General features: G+C 63.3%; 12 protein-coding genes and 1 pseudogene. 9 read left to right on the top strand and 4 right to left on the bottom strand.

Annotated elements, in window-relative coordinates; genetic code table 11:
* Window positions 1-103 precede the first annotated feature (103 nt).
* On the bottom strand, window positions 104-1,678 hold the full coding sequence (locus X771_RS159375; protein WP_023686912.1) for an NAD(P)/FAD-dependent oxidoreductase: 1,575 nt from the start codon (window positions 1,676-1,678) through the stop codon (window positions 104-106).
* Window positions 1,679-1,797: 119 nt separating this feature from the next.
* On the opposite strand from X771_RS159375, the gene X771_RS159380 reads away from it, so the two are divergent.
* The 5 genes from X771_RS159380 to X771_RS159400 are packed head-to-tail and all read left to right on the top strand — an operon-like array spanning window position 1,798 to window position 8,439.
* Window positions 1,798-2,589, top strand: a complete 792-nt coding sequence (locus X771_RS159380; RefSeq protein ID WP_023686911.1) for a cyclase family protein — start codon at window positions 1,798-1,800, stop codon at window positions 2,587-2,589.
* 14 nt (window positions 2,590-2,603) lie between these two features.
* A complete protein-coding gene (locus tag X771_RS159385; protein WP_023686910.1) occupies window positions 2,604-4,175 on the top strand; it encodes an NAD(P)/FAD-dependent oxidoreductase in 1,572 nt (523 codons plus the stop codon).
* Window positions 4,175-4,657, top strand: coding sequence for a MarR family transcriptional regulator (locus X771_RS159390; RefSeq protein ID WP_023686909.1), 483 nt, complete (start codon window positions 4,175-4,177; stop codon window positions 4,655-4,657). The genes X771_RS159385 and X771_RS159390 overlap by 1 nt, the downstream gene beginning before the upstream one ends.
* A gap of 43 nt (window positions 4,658-4,700) precedes the next feature.
* Window positions 4,701-6,854, top strand: coding sequence for an indolepyruvate ferredoxin oxidoreductase subunit alpha (locus tag X771_RS159395; RefSeq protein ID WP_023686908.1), 2,154 nt, complete (start codon window positions 4,701-4,703; stop codon window positions 6,852-6,854).
* Window positions 6,847-8,439: an indolepyruvate oxidoreductase subunit beta family protein gene (locus tag X771_RS159400; protein ID WP_023686907.1), complete on the top strand. Its 1,593-nt coding sequence runs from the start codon at window positions 6,847-6,849 to the stop codon at window positions 8,437-8,439. The genes X771_RS159395 and X771_RS159400 overlap by 8 nt, the downstream gene beginning before the upstream one ends.
* Before the next feature lie 133 nt (window positions 8,440-8,572).
* Here the strand turns inward: X771_RS159400 and X771_RS159405 are convergent, their stop codons facing one another.
* Window positions 8,573-9,469, bottom strand: coding sequence for a LysR family transcriptional regulator (locus X771_RS159405; protein ID WP_023686906.1), 897 nt, complete (start codon window positions 9,467-9,469; stop codon window positions 8,573-8,575).
* A 228-nt stretch (window positions 9,470-9,697) separates the two neighbouring features.
* Here X771_RS159405 and X771_RS1000000166380 point away from each other — a divergent pair.
* The 4 genes and pseudogenes from X771_RS1000000166380 to X771_RS159420 all read left to right on the top strand — a co-directional run bounded on the left by X771_RS1000000166380 (window position 9,698) and on the right by X771_RS159420 (window position 12,707).
* Window positions 9,698-10,508 (top strand): annotated as a pseudogene (locus X771_RS1000000166380) (SDR family oxidoreductase).
* 50 nt (window positions 10,509-10,558) lie between these two features.
* The gene (locus X771_RS159410) at window positions 10,559-11,311 is read left to right on the top strand and encodes a glucose 1-dehydrogenase (protein ID WP_023686905.1); all 753 of its coding nucleotides are present in this window, start codon (window positions 10,559-10,561) and stop codon (window positions 11,309-11,311) included.
* Window positions 11,312-11,344: 33 nt separating this feature from the next.
* Window positions 11,345-11,944, top strand: coding sequence for an NADPH-dependent F420 reductase (locus X771_RS159415; RefSeq protein ID WP_023686904.1), 600 nt, complete (start codon window positions 11,345-11,347; stop codon window positions 11,942-11,944).
* Window positions 11,945-12,077: 133 nt separating this feature from the next.
* Complete coding sequence (locus X771_RS159420; protein ID WP_023686903.1) at window positions 12,078-12,707, top strand: class I SAM-dependent methyltransferase; 630 nt, start codon at window positions 12,078-12,080, stop codon at window positions 12,705-12,707.
* A gap of 268 nt (window positions 12,708-12,975) precedes the next feature.
* Here X771_RS159420 and X771_RS159425 read toward each other — a convergent pair whose 3' ends face one another.
* Window positions 12,976-13,569 (bottom strand): DJ-1/PfpI family protein, encoded by a 594-nt coding sequence (locus X771_RS159425; protein WP_023686902.1) that lies wholly within the window; start codon window positions 13,567-13,569, stop codon window positions 12,976-12,978.
* A 154-nt stretch (window positions 13,570-13,723) separates the two neighbouring features.
* Entirely contained in the window at window positions 13,724-14,422 is a 699-nt protein-coding gene (locus tag X771_RS159430) for a GntR family transcriptional regulator (RefSeq protein ID WP_023686901.1), read from the bottom strand.
* Between the last annotated feature and the right edge of the window lie 18 nt (window positions 14,423-14,440).

Raw genomic sequence — 14,440 nt, 5'->3', positions numbered from 1 at the left:
CCTTGTTGGTTTTGTTGTCTTTGCGCGGCACTATCAGTTTATCGATCCGGGCTTCGTGGGCAGCAGCGCCTTGCCTCTCGTCGCCTTCATGAAATCTTGCGAGCTACCTCCCGCCAAGCTGTTGCGCGAGCATGAAGCCGGAGGCCGCGCCGGTGCCGGCGCCGGGCCATGTCGCGGCGCCTATGAGATGCAGATTGCCGACCGGCGTGTTCCAGCCGGCATAACCGCGCGCCGGGCGGAACAGGAAATTCTGTGCCAGATGGTGGCTGCCGCAGACCTGGTCGCCACCGACGAGATTGGGGTTCTCACGCTCGAGGTCGATTGGCGAGAACACTGCACGGCCGAGGATTTTCGCGTGCAGTCCGGGTGCGTAGATCTCGATGGTGTCGAGCACGCGTTCGGCATAGACGTCCTTGACCTGATCCCAATGCGCGGGCGCGATCTTGCCGGCCGCATCGCCCAGGATTTCGGCGGGCAGCATGCGCACCTGCACCCACAGCACATGCTTGCCCTGCGGCGCGCGTGACGGATCGACCGCTGTCGGCTGGCCGACGACCAGCACCGGTTGGTCCGGCAGCATGCCCGCCATCGCCTGCTGATAGGTGCGCGACATCGCGTCGAGCGAGGGCGACAGATGCACATAGGCGAACTGCCGCAGCTCGGCCCCGGCGCGCCAGTCCGGCAGGTCGTCGAGCGCCAGATGGATCATCATCGTGCCCGGCGCGTGCCGGAACTTCTGCATAGCCGTGTCGAAGCCGGTGTCGCCGGAACCGTTGGGTAGCAACCTGCCGCTCAACGCCTTGGGCGCGACGCCGGCAATCACTGCCTTGGTCGCCGTATGTGTCTCACCTGAAGCGAGTCGCACGCCCGATGCCTTGCCGCCGGCAACTGTGATCTCGGCAACTTCCGCCCCGGTGACGATCGTGCCGCCGGCCGACGCCACCATGCCCGACAACGCGCGGATGATGGTGTCGGCGCCACCCTTGCCCAGCACCATGCCGAAGCTCTGATTGGCCATCGATTCAAGATAGGGGAATACGGCGCCGCCGGCGATGTCGGGGGCGAAGTCGAGATGCATGCCCCAGGTGGCAAGCGTTGCCCGCACATGCGCGGACTCGAAATTTTCCTCCAGCCAGGCGCGCGGCGATGACAGCAAAAGCCTACCAGTATCGAGCGCGCCTGACATGCCCTTCTTGCGCCACAGGTTCCAGGCGGTGCCGGCAAGCGCGCGGGCACTCATCGGCGAGCCCAGCAGCCGGAACAGATGCTCGGCCTCTGCCGGGAAGGCAGCGACCAGTCTACGCCAGGTCGCGGCATCGGCGGCGGAGAAAGCGGCCATGCGGCCGGTGGTTTTTTCCAGATCGTTGCTGACGCCGAACCAGCGTCCGTCCGGGAAGGCGCTGGCAAAACAGTCGGCGACCGGCGCGAACTCAAGACCCTGTGCTTTCAATTCATTTGCATATTTCCGGTGGAAGGCGGAGCCGGCGAACAGGCTCAGATTCATTGCACCGAAATCGTGCCGGAAGCCGGGAAGCGTGTATTCGTGGGTCTGGACGGCGCCACCGATTGCTGCGCTGCGCTCGAAAATCCCGGTTTTCCAGCCTTTGAGCGCGAGATGCGCGGCGCATGCCAGACTGTTGTGGCCCGCCCCGACGAATATGGCGTCAAACTCGCTCACGCCCCGTTCCCATTTCCTTTATGCTTAAAGATAATTGCAGATGCATATGTTTTCGTCTAGTAGGATATTAAGGGCCGAGACGAGCCTTGATCTTCACCATAAAGAGGGAACTTCAGACCATGGACACGCAAAAACTCCTCGGCGAAGTCGCCGGCCAGCTGCTTTCAGGCGCCATCAGGGTGGTCGACCTCTCTGCGCAACTCGGACCCGACACGCCCCTTATCAAGCTGCCGCCGGAGCTTGCCGTCGACACGCCAAAGGTCGAGATCCATAACATCTCCCGTTATGACAAGAACGGCCCGTGGTGGGCATGGAACTGGCTGAAGCTTGGGGAGCATTCGGGCACGCATTTCGATGCGCCGCAGCATTGGATCAGCGGCAAGGATTATCCGGACGGCGCCACCGACACCATTCCGGCGCAGAACTTCGTCGGCCCGGTCAATGTCATCGACTGCTCGAAGGAAGCCGCCGCCGATCACGATTTCCTGCTCACCGTCGACCACATCAAGGCGTGGGAAGCCAAGCATGGCGCCATCAACGCCGGCGAGTGGGTGGTGATGCGCACCGACTGGTACAAACGCAACGGTTCGGAAGCCGAATTCCTCAACGCCAACGAAACCGGCCCGCATACGCCAGGTCCCACAGCCGAAGCCATCCAGTTCCTGATCAGCAAGGATATCAAGGGCTGGGGCTCGGAGACGATCGGCACCGATGCCGGCAAGGCCGGCGGCATGGAGCCGCCATTCCCGGCGCACACGCTGATGCACAAGGCCAACCGCTATGGCCTTGCCAGCCTCTGCAACCTCGACCAGTTGCCGCCAAAAGGCGCCATCCTGATCGCCGCACCGCTCAAGATCGAACATGGCACCGGCAGCCCGATCCGCGCGCTGGCGCTGGTGTCGAAAGGCTGAGAAAGCACGCTGAGGTGAGCCAGCCGGATCACATCATCGTCGGCAGCGGCATCAACGCGCTGGTCTGCGCGGCGATGCTTGGCGGCAAGGGCGCGAAGGTGCTCGTCCTCGAGCGCAACGACCGCATCGGCGGCTGCATGCGTACCGAGGAGATCACCGCGCCCGGCTTCATCCATGACGTGATGGCGACCACCTTCGTGCTGTTCATCACCTCGCCGGCCTTTGCGGCATTGGGCAGCGATCTCGCGCGGCACGGGCTGGAGTTCTGTCACACCGGCACGCCAACCGGCGTGCTGCGGCCGGACGGCAGTCATGCAGTGCTCACCACCAACCGCGCCGCCAATGTCGCGGCAATCAATGCGATTGCCGCCGACGATGGCGACCGGCATGCGGACGATGTCAGCGGCATCGAGCGCAATGCCGGCCTGTTGTTCGGCCTGCTCGGCGGCAGCCTGTGGTCCTATCCGACGGCGAAACTGCTGGCCGGCGATGCCTGGCGGCGCAGCCCACGCGGCCTTGCCGCCTTTCTGGGTGAGGCACTGGTGCCGGCGCGCAGCTGGTTGGAAAGCACCTATCAGTCCGAGACAATCCGCGCGCTGTGGGCGCCCTGGGTGCTGCATGCCGGGCTTGGACCGGAAGATGCTTTCTCAGGGCAGATCGCCAAGGTCATTGCCTTCGCGCTGGAAGCGGCCGGCGCGCCGATCGTCAAGGGCGGCGCGAAGAACCTGCTCTCAGCTTTCGAGGCTTTGATCAGGGAACGCGGCGGCGATATCCGCACCGGCGCCGATGTCGCCTCGATCGTCCAGAGCGGTGGCCGCGCGAGCGGAGTCCGGCTGGCATCCGGCGAAACGATTACCGCCAACAAGAGCGTCATATGCTCGGTCACGCCGACGCAGCTTTACCACCGGTTGCTCGGCAGCGAGGCTCCCGAAGCCGATATCGAAGCAACGCGGAGATATCGCTACGGCAAGGGCAATTTCCAGATTCACTATGCGCTGAACAAGCCGCCGGCATGGCGCGGCGAAGGCCTCGACAAAGTCGCGCTGCTGCACCTGACGCCGGGGCTCGACGGCGTCTCGAAAGCCTGCAACGAAGCGGCGCGCGGCATGCTGCCGGACGTGCCGACCATCTGTGTCGGCCAGCCGCATGCGCTCGACCCATCGCGCTGCCCGCCTGGCAAAGCAATACTGTGGCTGCAATTGCCCGAAGCGCCACGTCACATCAAGGGCGATGCTGCCGGCACGCTGCAGGCGCCCGCCGACGGACAATGGACCGAGGCGTTGCGCGAAGCCTATGCGGATCGTGCCGAAGCCATCCTGGCCAGCCATATCGATGGCTTCAAGGATAGCGTCATTGCGCGGCGCGCTTATTCGCCGGCCGATCTCGAAGCGATGAACATCAACCTGGTGGGCGGCGACCCCTATGGCGGCTCCTCGACCATCGACCAGTCGTTCCTCTGGCGTCCGTTCAAGACCAGCCGCAATCATCAGACCGGTATCAAAAACCTCTATCATATCGGCGCTTCCACCCATCCGGGCGCGGGCCTCGGTGGCGGTTCCGGCTTTCTCCTGGCGGGGAGGCTGTGATGGAGCAGAAGGTTCCGGAAAAGCGCCAGCGCATTTCGACGCTTGGCCAGATCGGCCTGCAGCAATTCGCGCCCTATCTGATGAACCGCATCATGGGGCGCTACAACGCCACCTTGCGCGACGATTTCCGCAAGCAGGGCCTGACCATTCCGCAGGTCCGCACGCTCGCCGTGCTGTCGGTCACCGACGGTGTCACCGTCAACGACCTCTCGGTCTACACCGTCATCGAGCAGTCGACCTTGAGCCGCACGCTCGACACGCTGGAAGGGCAAGGCTTCGTGAGGCGCGAGCAGGGCGTTACCGACAGCCGCATCCGCCATGTCTTCCTGACCGATGACGGCCGCGCCGAGTTCGCGCGCGCCTGGCCGGCCATGCATGATGCGTTCGAGGCGATGTTCGACGATGTCGACGACGCCGAATACGCGGCGCTGATCGCCACATTGCAGAAGATGCTGAAGAACATTCGCAAGCACGACATCTAGACGCAGGCGCCGGCCGCACCGCCGGCAACGGAAGGTTGGAAAAATGGCCGAACGGTCTTTTGCCAAGGAAGTCGAAAAACTCAGGCTCGGCGCTGGCGAGGAATTTGCCGGCGAAGGCATTCTCGCCATCACCAAGGCGCTGCTGCAATGCGGCGTCGGCTATGTCGGCGGCTACCAGGGCGCGCCGATCAGCCATCTGATGGACGTGCTGGCCGACGCACAGGACATTCTGGGCGAACTCGGCGTGCATTTCGAGGCGAGCGCCTCGGAAGCCACCGCCACCGCCATGCTCGCTGCCTCGGTGCATTACCCCATCCGTGGCGCGGCGACCTTCAAGTCGACGGTCGGCACCAATGTCGCGTCCGACGCGCTGGCCAACCTTGCCTCCGGCGGCGTAACCGGCGGCGCGCTGATCATCGTCGGCGAGGATTATGGCGAGGGTTCCTCGATCATGCAGGAGCGCAGCCATGCCTTTGCCATGAAAAGCCAGGTCTGGCTGCTCGACCCGCGCCCGAACCTGCCGTCGATCGTCAAGGCGGTCGAGGATGGCTTCGAGCTGTCCGAAGCGTCCAATACGCCGGTGATGCTGCAGGTGCGCATCCGCTGCTGCCACGTCCACGGCCATTTCATCGCCAAGGACAACAAGCGCCCGCCGATGACGGTGGCCGATGCGCTGGATGCGCCGCGCCGCGACACCGGCCGAATCGTGCTGCCACCCGCCTCCTTCCTGCACGAGAAGGAGAAAGTGCAAAAACGCTGGCCGGCGGCGGTCGATTTCATCACCAGGAACAAGATCAACGAGTTCTTCGGCTCGGATCATGGTTCGGTCGGCATCGTCATGCAGGGCGGCATGTACAATTCGGTCATCCGCGCCTTGCAGCGTCTCGGCCTTGCCGACACCTATGGCGAGACGGATGTGCCGCTCTACGTGCTCAACGCCGTCTATCCGCTGATCGACGATGAGTTCCTGTCTTTCTGCGAAGGCAAGCACGCGGTGCTCGTGGTCGAGGAGGGCCAGCCCAACTACATCGAGCAAGCCTTTGCCGCCATGCTGCACAAGGCCGGGCGCGGTACCAGGCTGGTCGGCAAGGAGTATCTGCCGATGGCCGGCGAATATACCGGCCAGGTCATGCTGGACGGCATCGGCGCCTTCCTGCGCGCCGAGGCCCCGCATCTCTTGCCGGGCGAGGTGCGCGCGCCCAACAAGGTCGGCGACGGCGTCGACACCGCCGACCTGATCAATGTCGTGCCGGGCCGTCCGCCGGGCTTCTGCATCGGTTGCCCGGAGCGGCCGATCTTTGCCGCGACAAAGCTGGTCGAGCAGGAACTCGGCAAGCACCACATCGCCTCCGACATCGGCTGCCATTTGTTCTCGATCATGCCGCCCTTCGAGCTCGGCGCCACCACCATGGGTTACGGGCTCGGGCCGGCCTCGGCTTCAGCCTTCAATTCGCCCGACGCCAAACGGAGGTCGATCTCCTTCGTCGGCGATGGCGGCTTCTGGCACAATGGCCTGACCTCCTCGATCGGCAACGCGGTCTTCAACAAGAACGACGGCGTCATCGTCATCGTCGACAACTTTTACTCCGCCGCGACCGGCGGGCAGGACATATTGTCGTCGCGCGCGGGCAACAAAACCAAGTCGACAAAACATCCGATCACCGAGGCGGTGAAAGGCATGGGCGTCAAATGGCTGCGCCACATCGACCGCACCTACGATGTCGGCAAGATGCAGGACACGCTGCGCGAAGCGCTGACGACGGAGGAAAAGGGACCGAAAGTCATCGTCGCCTCGTCCGAATGCATGCTCAACCGCCAGCGCCGCGAAAAGCCGCTGGTCGACAAGGCGATCAAGGGCGGGACCCGTGTCGTCAAGCCGAAATTCGGCGTCGACGAAGACATCTGCACCGGCGACCACGCCTGCATGCGGCTGTCCGGCTGCCCGTCGCTGTCGGTGAAGTCGCTCGACGATCCGTTGCGCGACGATCCGGTGGCATCGATCGACCCGAGCTGCGTCGGTTGCGGCAATTGCGGCGAGGTGGCGGACGCCGCCGTGCTCTGCCCGTCTTTCTATCGCGCCGATGTGGTGCACAATCCGAGCCGCTGGGACCGTTTTTTGGAAGGCACGCGCCGCGCCGTGATCGGCCTGATGCAGCGCCGCCGCGAGAGCCGCAGATTGACGTTCGCCGATGCTTGACCAGGCTTCGCCCTTGCGCCCGAAATCCGGTGCCACCGATACCGAGCCGGTGATCAAACTCGCTTTGCTCGCGGTCGGCGGCCAGGGCGGAGGCGTGCTCGCCGACTGGATCACCGATGTCGCCGAGCGCAATTCCTATGTCGCGCAATCGACCTCGGTCGCCGGCGTCGCCCAGCGCACCGGCGCTACGATCTATTACGTCGAGATGGCCCGCGACACCGGCCGGCTGCCGGTCTTTGCCCTGTCGCCTTCGCAAGGCGATGTCGACATATTGATCGCCGCCGAGCTGATGGAAGCCGGCCGCGCCATCATCAGGGGCTTCGTCACGCCCGATCGCACCACGCTGATCACCTCCTCGCACCGTATCGCCGCGGTGTCGGAAAAGATCGAGCCGGGTGACGGCCGGGCCTCGTCTTCCAAGGTACGCGCGACGGCGGAAGCTGCATCGAAACGCTTCATCGCCTTCGACATGGAAAAGATCGCCGCCGACAATGGCTCGATGATTTCCGCCAGCCTGCTTGGCGCGCTGGCCGGCTCCGACGCATTGCCGTTCACGCGTGAAAGCTATGAGCAAGCGATCGGCGCCGGCGGCCGGGGCGCGAAAGCCAGCCTCGCTGCCTTCGCCGTCGCCTACGACCGCGCGCGCGGTACGACGGCCCCCGCGCGACAGGCGGCAGAACCGGCCACGGTCGACCCCGCTCCGGGTACAGGGCGCGTGAGCGGTCCGCAGAACCTGCTGCAGGGTTGGCAGGCGCTGGCCGCCCGCATCGACCTGATGCCCGCGGCGGTGCGCGACATGGCGCTCCGGGGCCTGAGAAAGGTCGTCGACTACCAGGACATCTCCTATGGCGGCGAGTATCTCGACCGGCTCGACCAGGCGGTCGCGCTGGATAGCGCTGAACATGCCCATGCATTGTCCATCGCTGCCGCCAAGCATCTGGCCAACGCGCTGTGCTACGACGACATGATCCGCGTCGCCGATCTCAAGACACGTTCGACGCGTGACCGGCGGGTGCGCAAGGAGGTGGGCGTCAAGAACGGCTCCATCCTGCAGGTGACCGAGTATTTCCATCCGCGCATCGAGGAGTTCTGCGGCACTTTGCCGGTGGGGTTGGGCAGCTACATCGAGAACCGACCGAAACTTGCCGGCTTTCTCGACCGGCGCATCAATCACGGCCGGCGCATCCGAACCGACAGCTTTGCCGGCTTTGCGGTCCTCTGGTTCATCGGCGGCCTGCGCCGCTGGCGCCGCCGCCTGTTGCGCCACAAGGTCGAGACGGCGCATCTGGAGCGCTGGTATGCGCTGGCGCTCGGCCACGCGCCTCAGGACTACGCGCTCGCCGTCGAAATCTTGAACTGCCGCCGGCTGATCAAGGGCTACAGCGACACCCACCTCCGCGCCCAGTCCAAATTCGATCGCGTGCTGTCGGCGCTCGATCTGGTCAAGGGCCGCGATGACGCTGCCGACTGGATCAGGCGGTTGCGCGAAGCTGCGCTGAAAGACGAGAAAGGCGACATGCTCGATGGCGCGCTGAAGACGGTGGCATCGTTGTCTGATCATGGTGTGGGAAGAGGTCGAGCTTAGGCTGGTACCTCTACGCTACTGCCGCCGTTTCCCTACTCCCACTGGATTCGCGGATTGAACACGCCGCTTCAAGCGATCGCAGCTCGGCTTCCACCCGGATTGCGGGAAGCGTTGCCGGCGGATCTGCCGGGCGTCAGTCGCGCGATATGGACAGCCCCGAGAGAAGCGGAGCGTACGCGGCGAGCCTGCGGGATACGAACTCTGTGAAGAGCCGCACCCGCTTCGTCTTGCGTGTCTCGCCTTGCGTGAGAAGCCAGAGTGTCCCATGCATGGGCACGTCGATCCCCGGCACCCTCACCAGCAGGGGGTCGGTATCTCCGACGAAGCACGGCAGTTTCGTTATCCCAATCCCCTGGTGCGCCGCGATGATCTGCGTCTCGGCGTCAGGTGTCCTGAACGGTACTCCCGTGACGTGAACTTCTCCCTCGCGCGCCCAGTCCGGAATTCCATGATTGTCTATGCCTATCCATCGGATGGGATCAAGCGTGCCCGCACGCCACGCGGCTAGTCGATCGCGAGACATGTAGACGCCGCTGAACAGCTCCGGTCCCTTCAGGCCGTGAAGATTGAGCGGCAGGGTCTTGCGGTCGGCGACAATGCGGATCGCGACGTCGGCCTCTCGGTTGGTCAGATTTGCCAGCTCACCGGACGACAAGATTTCCATCTCGATGTCGCGATGCAAACGCGCGAAGTCGGCGAGATCCGACATGAGCAGGTGTGTGGCGAGGAACGGTGGAAGCGTCACCCGCAAAAGTCCGCGCGCGCTCTGGTCACGACCGAAGACGCGCGTCTCCAGCTGGTGCGACGACGCTTCCATCTGGGTCGCGAGATCGAGGACCTCCTCGCCCGCAGCCGTCAAGCGGTAGCCGGAAGGCAGCTTTTCGAACATCTGCGCCCCGAGGCGTTCCTCGAGCTGAGCGATGCGTCGCAGCACGGTCGAGTGGTTCACACCGAGGTGTGCGGCGGCAGCACGCACCGAGCCTACGCGCGCGGCGGCAAGAAAGTAGCGAACGTCATCCCAGTCGATCATGGTGCATTCCTGCGCAGCGAAGTGCGGCTTGCAAAGCCCATACTAACACGATCAGCCGTAGTTCGTGCGGTCGCCGCGGCGTTCAATCATCTAGCTGGATCGTTTTCGCACCAGCGATGTGCGCGATTGCGCACTCACCGCCCGACTTCGGCGAACCCATCTTGAGGCTCTCGCGGGACTTTCCCGTACATCCAAAGATACGAGACGGCGAAACAAAGGATGCATGACATGAACAGACTGAATGGAAAGACCGCTGTGATAACTGGCGGCGCTACGGGCATCGGCCGCGCCGCAGCCAAGCGCTTTATCGAGGAGGGCGCCTTCGTCTTCATCTTCGGCCGCCGGCAGGAAGCGCTCAACGCCGCCGTGGCTGACCTTGGGCCTAGTGCCCGCGCGGTTAAGGGCTCGGTCTCGGATGAGGCCGACCTCGACCGACTCTACGCTGCGGTGAAGGCCGAGCGCGGAAGCCTCGATATCGTCTTCGCCAATGCCGGGGCGGGAAGTCCGCTTCCGCTCGGGCAGATCACCGCCAGGCACATTGACGAAACCTTCGACACTAATGTGAAGGGTACGATCTTCACGGTCCAGAAGGCGCTGCCGCTGATGAGCCAGGGCGGTTCGATCATCCTGACCGGGTCGAGCGCCGGCACCACGGGCGCTCCGGGGTTCACTGCCTATAGCGCGAGCAAGGCGGCAGTGCGCAACCTGGCGCGGACCTGGGCGGAGGACCTGAAGGGCACCGGCATCCGGGTAAACGTGTTGTCGCCCGGGGCGACGGCGACCGAACTCGCGAAGGAGGCGTTANCTGAAGGGCACCGGCATCCGGGTAAACGTGTTGTCGCCCGGGGCGACGGCGACCGAACTCGCGAAGGAGGCGTTAGGCGAGGAAGGCCAGAAGGCCTACGGCGCGATGACCCCGCTCCAGCGCATGGCCGATCCGGCGGAGATCGGCGCCGCGGCCGCCTTCCTCGCGTCGCCGGACAGCAGCTTCATGACCGCCAGCGAGGTCGCCGTCGACGGCGGCCTGGCTCAACTCTGACCCCCAGCGCGGTCCGTACCTGGCCCGTGCGCAACGAAAGACAAAGAATTATGAAAAAACTCGAAGGCAAGATCGCAGTCATCACGGGCGGAAGCAGCGGGATCGGATTGGCCACAGCCAAGCGCTTCGTAGAAGAAGGAGCGCACGTCGTGATTACCGGGCGAAGAGAGAAGGAGCTGAAGGAGGCCGCAGCCTTCATCATGAAAAACGTTACGACGGTCGTGGGTGACGTGTCGCTCCTGGAAGATCTGGATCGCCTCTATGCCGTCGTGAAGGAGAAACATGGTCATATCGACATTCTCTTCGCCAACGCCGGCGCGGGGACGATCGCACCGCTCGCCGTCGCTACCGAGGCACATTTTGATCAGACCTTCGATGTGAACGTGAAGGGTCTGTTCTTTACGGTGCAGAAGGCCCTTCCCCTGTTCAAAGACGGCGGTTCGATCATCCTGAATTCTTCAGTGTCGAACGTGTTGGGGCTTCCAGGGTTTAGTACCTACGCCGCGAGCAAGGCGGCTGTACGCAACTTCGCGCGCGCTTGGACACTGGAATTCAAAGACCGCAAAATCCGCGTCAATGCAATGAGTCCGGGACCAATCGAAACGCCGGCCTTGGAGACAACGACTGGCCTTACGCCTGAGCAAGCCGAGCAAGCGGCCGCCCAGTTTGCGTCACAGATCCCAATGGGCCGCAGGGGCAAACCAGAGGAAATCGCTGCTGCCGTCACGTTCCTCGCCTCCGATGAAAGTTCTTTCGTCACCGGCGTGGATCTCGCCGTCGACGGAGGCATGGCGCAAGTCTGATCCCGGCATTAGCACCAAGATCGGAGAAGCACTATGAACTATGCAATCGTAGGATTCGGCAATATCGGACAGGCCCTTGCCAAGGCGTTTGCCCGAAACGGCATCGAAGTTTCCGTTGCAACCACACGCGACCCGGAAAGCTTTGCCGCCGATGCGGCCGCGATCGGACCCACGATCATCCCCAAAAAACTGGCGGAAGCCATCAAGGCAGACATCATCTTTTTGGCTGTCCGCTTCGAGGCGCACCCGGATGTCGCGAAGGCGCTCCCCACCTGGCAGGGGAAGACGATCATCGATGTGACCAATGCCTATGGCGTGCCCCCGGAGGAACTGGGAGGACAACCTTCTTCCAAGTTCATCGCGCAGGCCTTCTCTCGCGCAAAACTGGTCAAGGGCTTCAACCATTTGGTCGCCCCGGTGCTTGATCAGGATCCGGCCGTACATGGTGGCCGGAGGGTCGTGTTCCTGGCAAGCGACGATGACGCTGCCGCAACACAGATTGGGGAGCTTGCGGAAAATCTCGGTTTCGCGCCGATCAAGCTTGGCGGGGTGTCGGAAGGTGGCCTGCTGGTCCAGGCGCGCGGAAACAGCTGGGGTCATCTGATCTCCAAGGACCTGGTCAAATTCGACTGACGAGCGCGACGTCCTCGGCAAAGAGACGACGCACGCGATCGGAACTCGGATCGGATCAAGCCCGATCCGATCCGAGCAAATGGAGAAATCACTATGAGCACCGAGAAGAATATCCACTCCTAAGGAGATTTCGATGTACGACCAATCCAAGGTGTCCGAATTAATCCGGTTCGCACGAATCGAGGCGGGCTCCACCGTGATCGACGTCTACCCTGGCGACGGAGACTGGACGCGCCTCTTCTCCGACATCGTCGGATCAGAGGGGCGGGTCTACAGCTTCGTGCCGGCCGAAGTCGCCCACTTCAAGAACGATCCGGTCGGCCTCATGCGGACGCTCGCGAAGGAGCCGGGCCGAGAGAACGTCGAAGCCGCCTCGGCGGACCTCGTCGCGATGCCGGAGGTCACGCAGGCAGCCGATGTCCTATGGCTGCACCTGTTTTACCACGATCTTCACACCGCCCTGATCCAGAAGAAAGGTGCGACGGCGGCCGACTTCAATCGAGCTGTCTACAAGCGGCTGAAACCCGGTGGGTCCTACGTCATCGTTGACCACGCCGCCGCCGCTGGGTCGGGCACGAGCGACCTCAGTCGCTGCATCGGATCGACTGCATTCGTCCGCGAGGAGGTGGAGGCGGCCGGCTTCGTACTGGACGCGGAAAGCACCGTGCCGGTGAATAATGATGACCCGCACTCGATCAAGGTGTTCGATCCCGCGACCAAGGGCGAGACCGATCGCTTCGCGTTTCGGTTCGTGAAGCCCTGACAGCTCCCGGGCGCCGACTTCATGTCGACCTCCCATTGAGTCCATCAACTCGGGTTCGCACCCGTCAAGCTGGGAAAGCTCAACGAGGATGGCGCGCTGTGCACGCACGCGATGCGGCAGCGCCTTGAAGGCGTCCGAGGTGATGATGGCCACAGGTTCTGGAGCACACCTGCCGCAGGTTCCTGATCTGAACCTGATGAAATGACGGAAGTCGCCGCGCCGTTTAGGGAGCCGGCGCATCCCCTCAGGATGCGCCGGGACAAACGGTTCAAGAATGGTGGATTTCCGTTCCCAGCACCTTCAGGCATTCACGGATGAATGCCGCAAGCGCGGTCCAGCCTTTGGCTGAAACCATGGTCCCATCGACATAGGCGTCGGTGGGAGACAAATCGATATAAGTGCCGCCGGCAAGCGTCACCTCCGGCTCGCAAGCGGCGAGCGCCGCCACCTTCTTGCCGCGCACGACGCCGTCCACCGCGATCAGAATCTGGACGCCATGGCAGATCGTGAAGATCGGCTTTTTTGCCTCGTGGAAATGGCGCACCATTGCCTGGATCCGCTTGTCGGTGCGGATGTATTCGGGGCCACGACCGCCGGCGCAATACACAGCGTCGTACTGGCTCAGCTGCCTCTCGGCGTCGGCGAAGGTCTTGTTGATCAGCGCATTGTGGCCGGGCTTTTCGGTGTAGGTCTGATCGCCCTCGAAATCGTGCAGCGACGTCTTGATCATGTCTCCGGCGCTTTTGTCGGGGCACACGACATGAACGGTGTGTCCCACCGCTTCCATCGCCTGCTGATAGACGAAGATTTCATACTCCTCGGTGAAATCACCGGTCAGCATCAGGATTTTTTTGGCTGGCATGTCTTTTCCTCTCGGCTTGTTTCAGGGGCGAGGTGCACTGCGCGCCTCCTTCCCGGTATCGAAATCGGCTCAGAACGAGAATTCGTAGGCGGCAGGCTGGGCGGACAGCGGCGCGCCGCGCTTGAGGGTGCCTCGGGCAAGCAGCATCGCCAGGCTACTCGAACGCAGGCAGGAGCCTGTCCCGCGAATTTTCGATGTGCGCACGCATGGCTTTTTCGGCGGCGTCCGGATCGCCCGCGGCAAAGGCAGCGAGAATAGCCTCGTGCTCGTCGAGCGCCTCTTCGGTCACCCTGGAGTGATACATCAGCCGGAAGATATGGAAGTGGGTATGCTGGTGATTCAGTGTCTCGCGAATGAGTTCGTTTTGGGCGAACTCGACGATCTTGTCGTGGAAGATCGCATCCTGACGGGCGAAGTTCGAATAGCGCAGGCGTTCGTCTTTCCCCACCCGCCGAGCCATGACGCCGGCCGTCTCCTGCAGCGCGGCAAGGCGCTCGCCGTCCATTGTTGCGGTGGCTTTGGCCGCGGCGGCAGGTTCAAGCAACAGACGCAGCTCGTAAAGCTCGTCGAAGCGCCGGCGGGTGATTTGCGGGGCGGCGCGATAGCCGATCAGATGGGTTTTCAGAACCAGCCCTTCCCCCTCCAGCCTGCCAAGCGCTTCACGAATGGGGGTATGCGAGACGTTGAATTCCTTGACGAGATTGTCGACGGTGATGCGCGATCCCGGAGCAATCCTCAAGGACATGAGCTGCGCGAAGATTGCTTCGTAAACGTCGCCGGCCAGACTGTTGGCGCGCTGGATACGACCCCTGGCACGGGCTTCATTGTCAACCGTCAGGTCCGTGTTCTGCATCGTTTGCCTCTTGACAGA

The sequence above is a fragment of the Mesorhizobium sp. LSJC269B00 genome (genome assembly GCF_000502815.1).
GTDB lineage: Bacteria > Pseudomonadota > Alphaproteobacteria > Rhizobiales > Rhizobiaceae > Mesorhizobium.
The sequence above is the reverse complement of the archived record's forward strand: the minus strand, read 5'-3'. Positions and strand labels throughout refer to the sequence as shown.

Coding starts and splice junctions, on each gene's coding strand:
- X771_RS159430 (WP_023686901.1), bottom strand. CDS start 14,422: ATGCAGAACACGGACCTGACGGTTGACAATGAAGCCCGTGCCAGGGGT.
- X771_RS159415 (WP_023686904.1), top strand. CDS start 11,345: ATGAACTATGCAATCGTAGGATTCGGCAATATCGGACAGGCCCTTGCC.
- X771_RS159380 (WP_023686911.1), top strand. CDS start 1,798: ATGGACACGCAAAAACTCCTCGGCGAAGTCGCCGGCCAGCTGCTTTCA.
- X771_RS159410 (WP_023686905.1), top strand. CDS start 10,559: ATGAAAAAACTCGAAGGCAAGATCGCAGTCATCACGGGCGGAAGCAGC.
- X771_RS159405 (WP_023686906.1), bottom strand. CDS start 9,469: ATGATCGACTGGGATGACGTTCGCTACTTTCTTGCCGCCGCGCGCGTA.
- X771_RS159395 (WP_023686908.1), top strand. CDS start 4,701: ATGGCCGAACGGTCTTTTGCCAAGGAAGTCGAAAAACTCAGGCTCGGC.
- X771_RS159390 (WP_023686909.1), top strand. CDS start 4,175: ATGGAGCAGAAGGTTCCGGAAAAGCGCCAGCGCATTTCGACGCTTGGC.
- X771_RS159420 (WP_023686903.1), top strand. CDS start 12,078: ATGTACGACCAATCCAAGGTGTCCGAATTAATCCGGTTCGCACGAATC.
- X771_RS159400 (WP_023686907.1), top strand. CDS start 6,847: ATGCTTGACCAGGCTTCGCCCTTGCGCCCGAAATCCGGTGCCACCGAT.
- X771_RS159425 (WP_023686902.1), bottom strand. CDS start 13,569: ATGCCAGCCAAAAAAATCCTGATGCTGACCGGTGATTTCACCGAGGAG.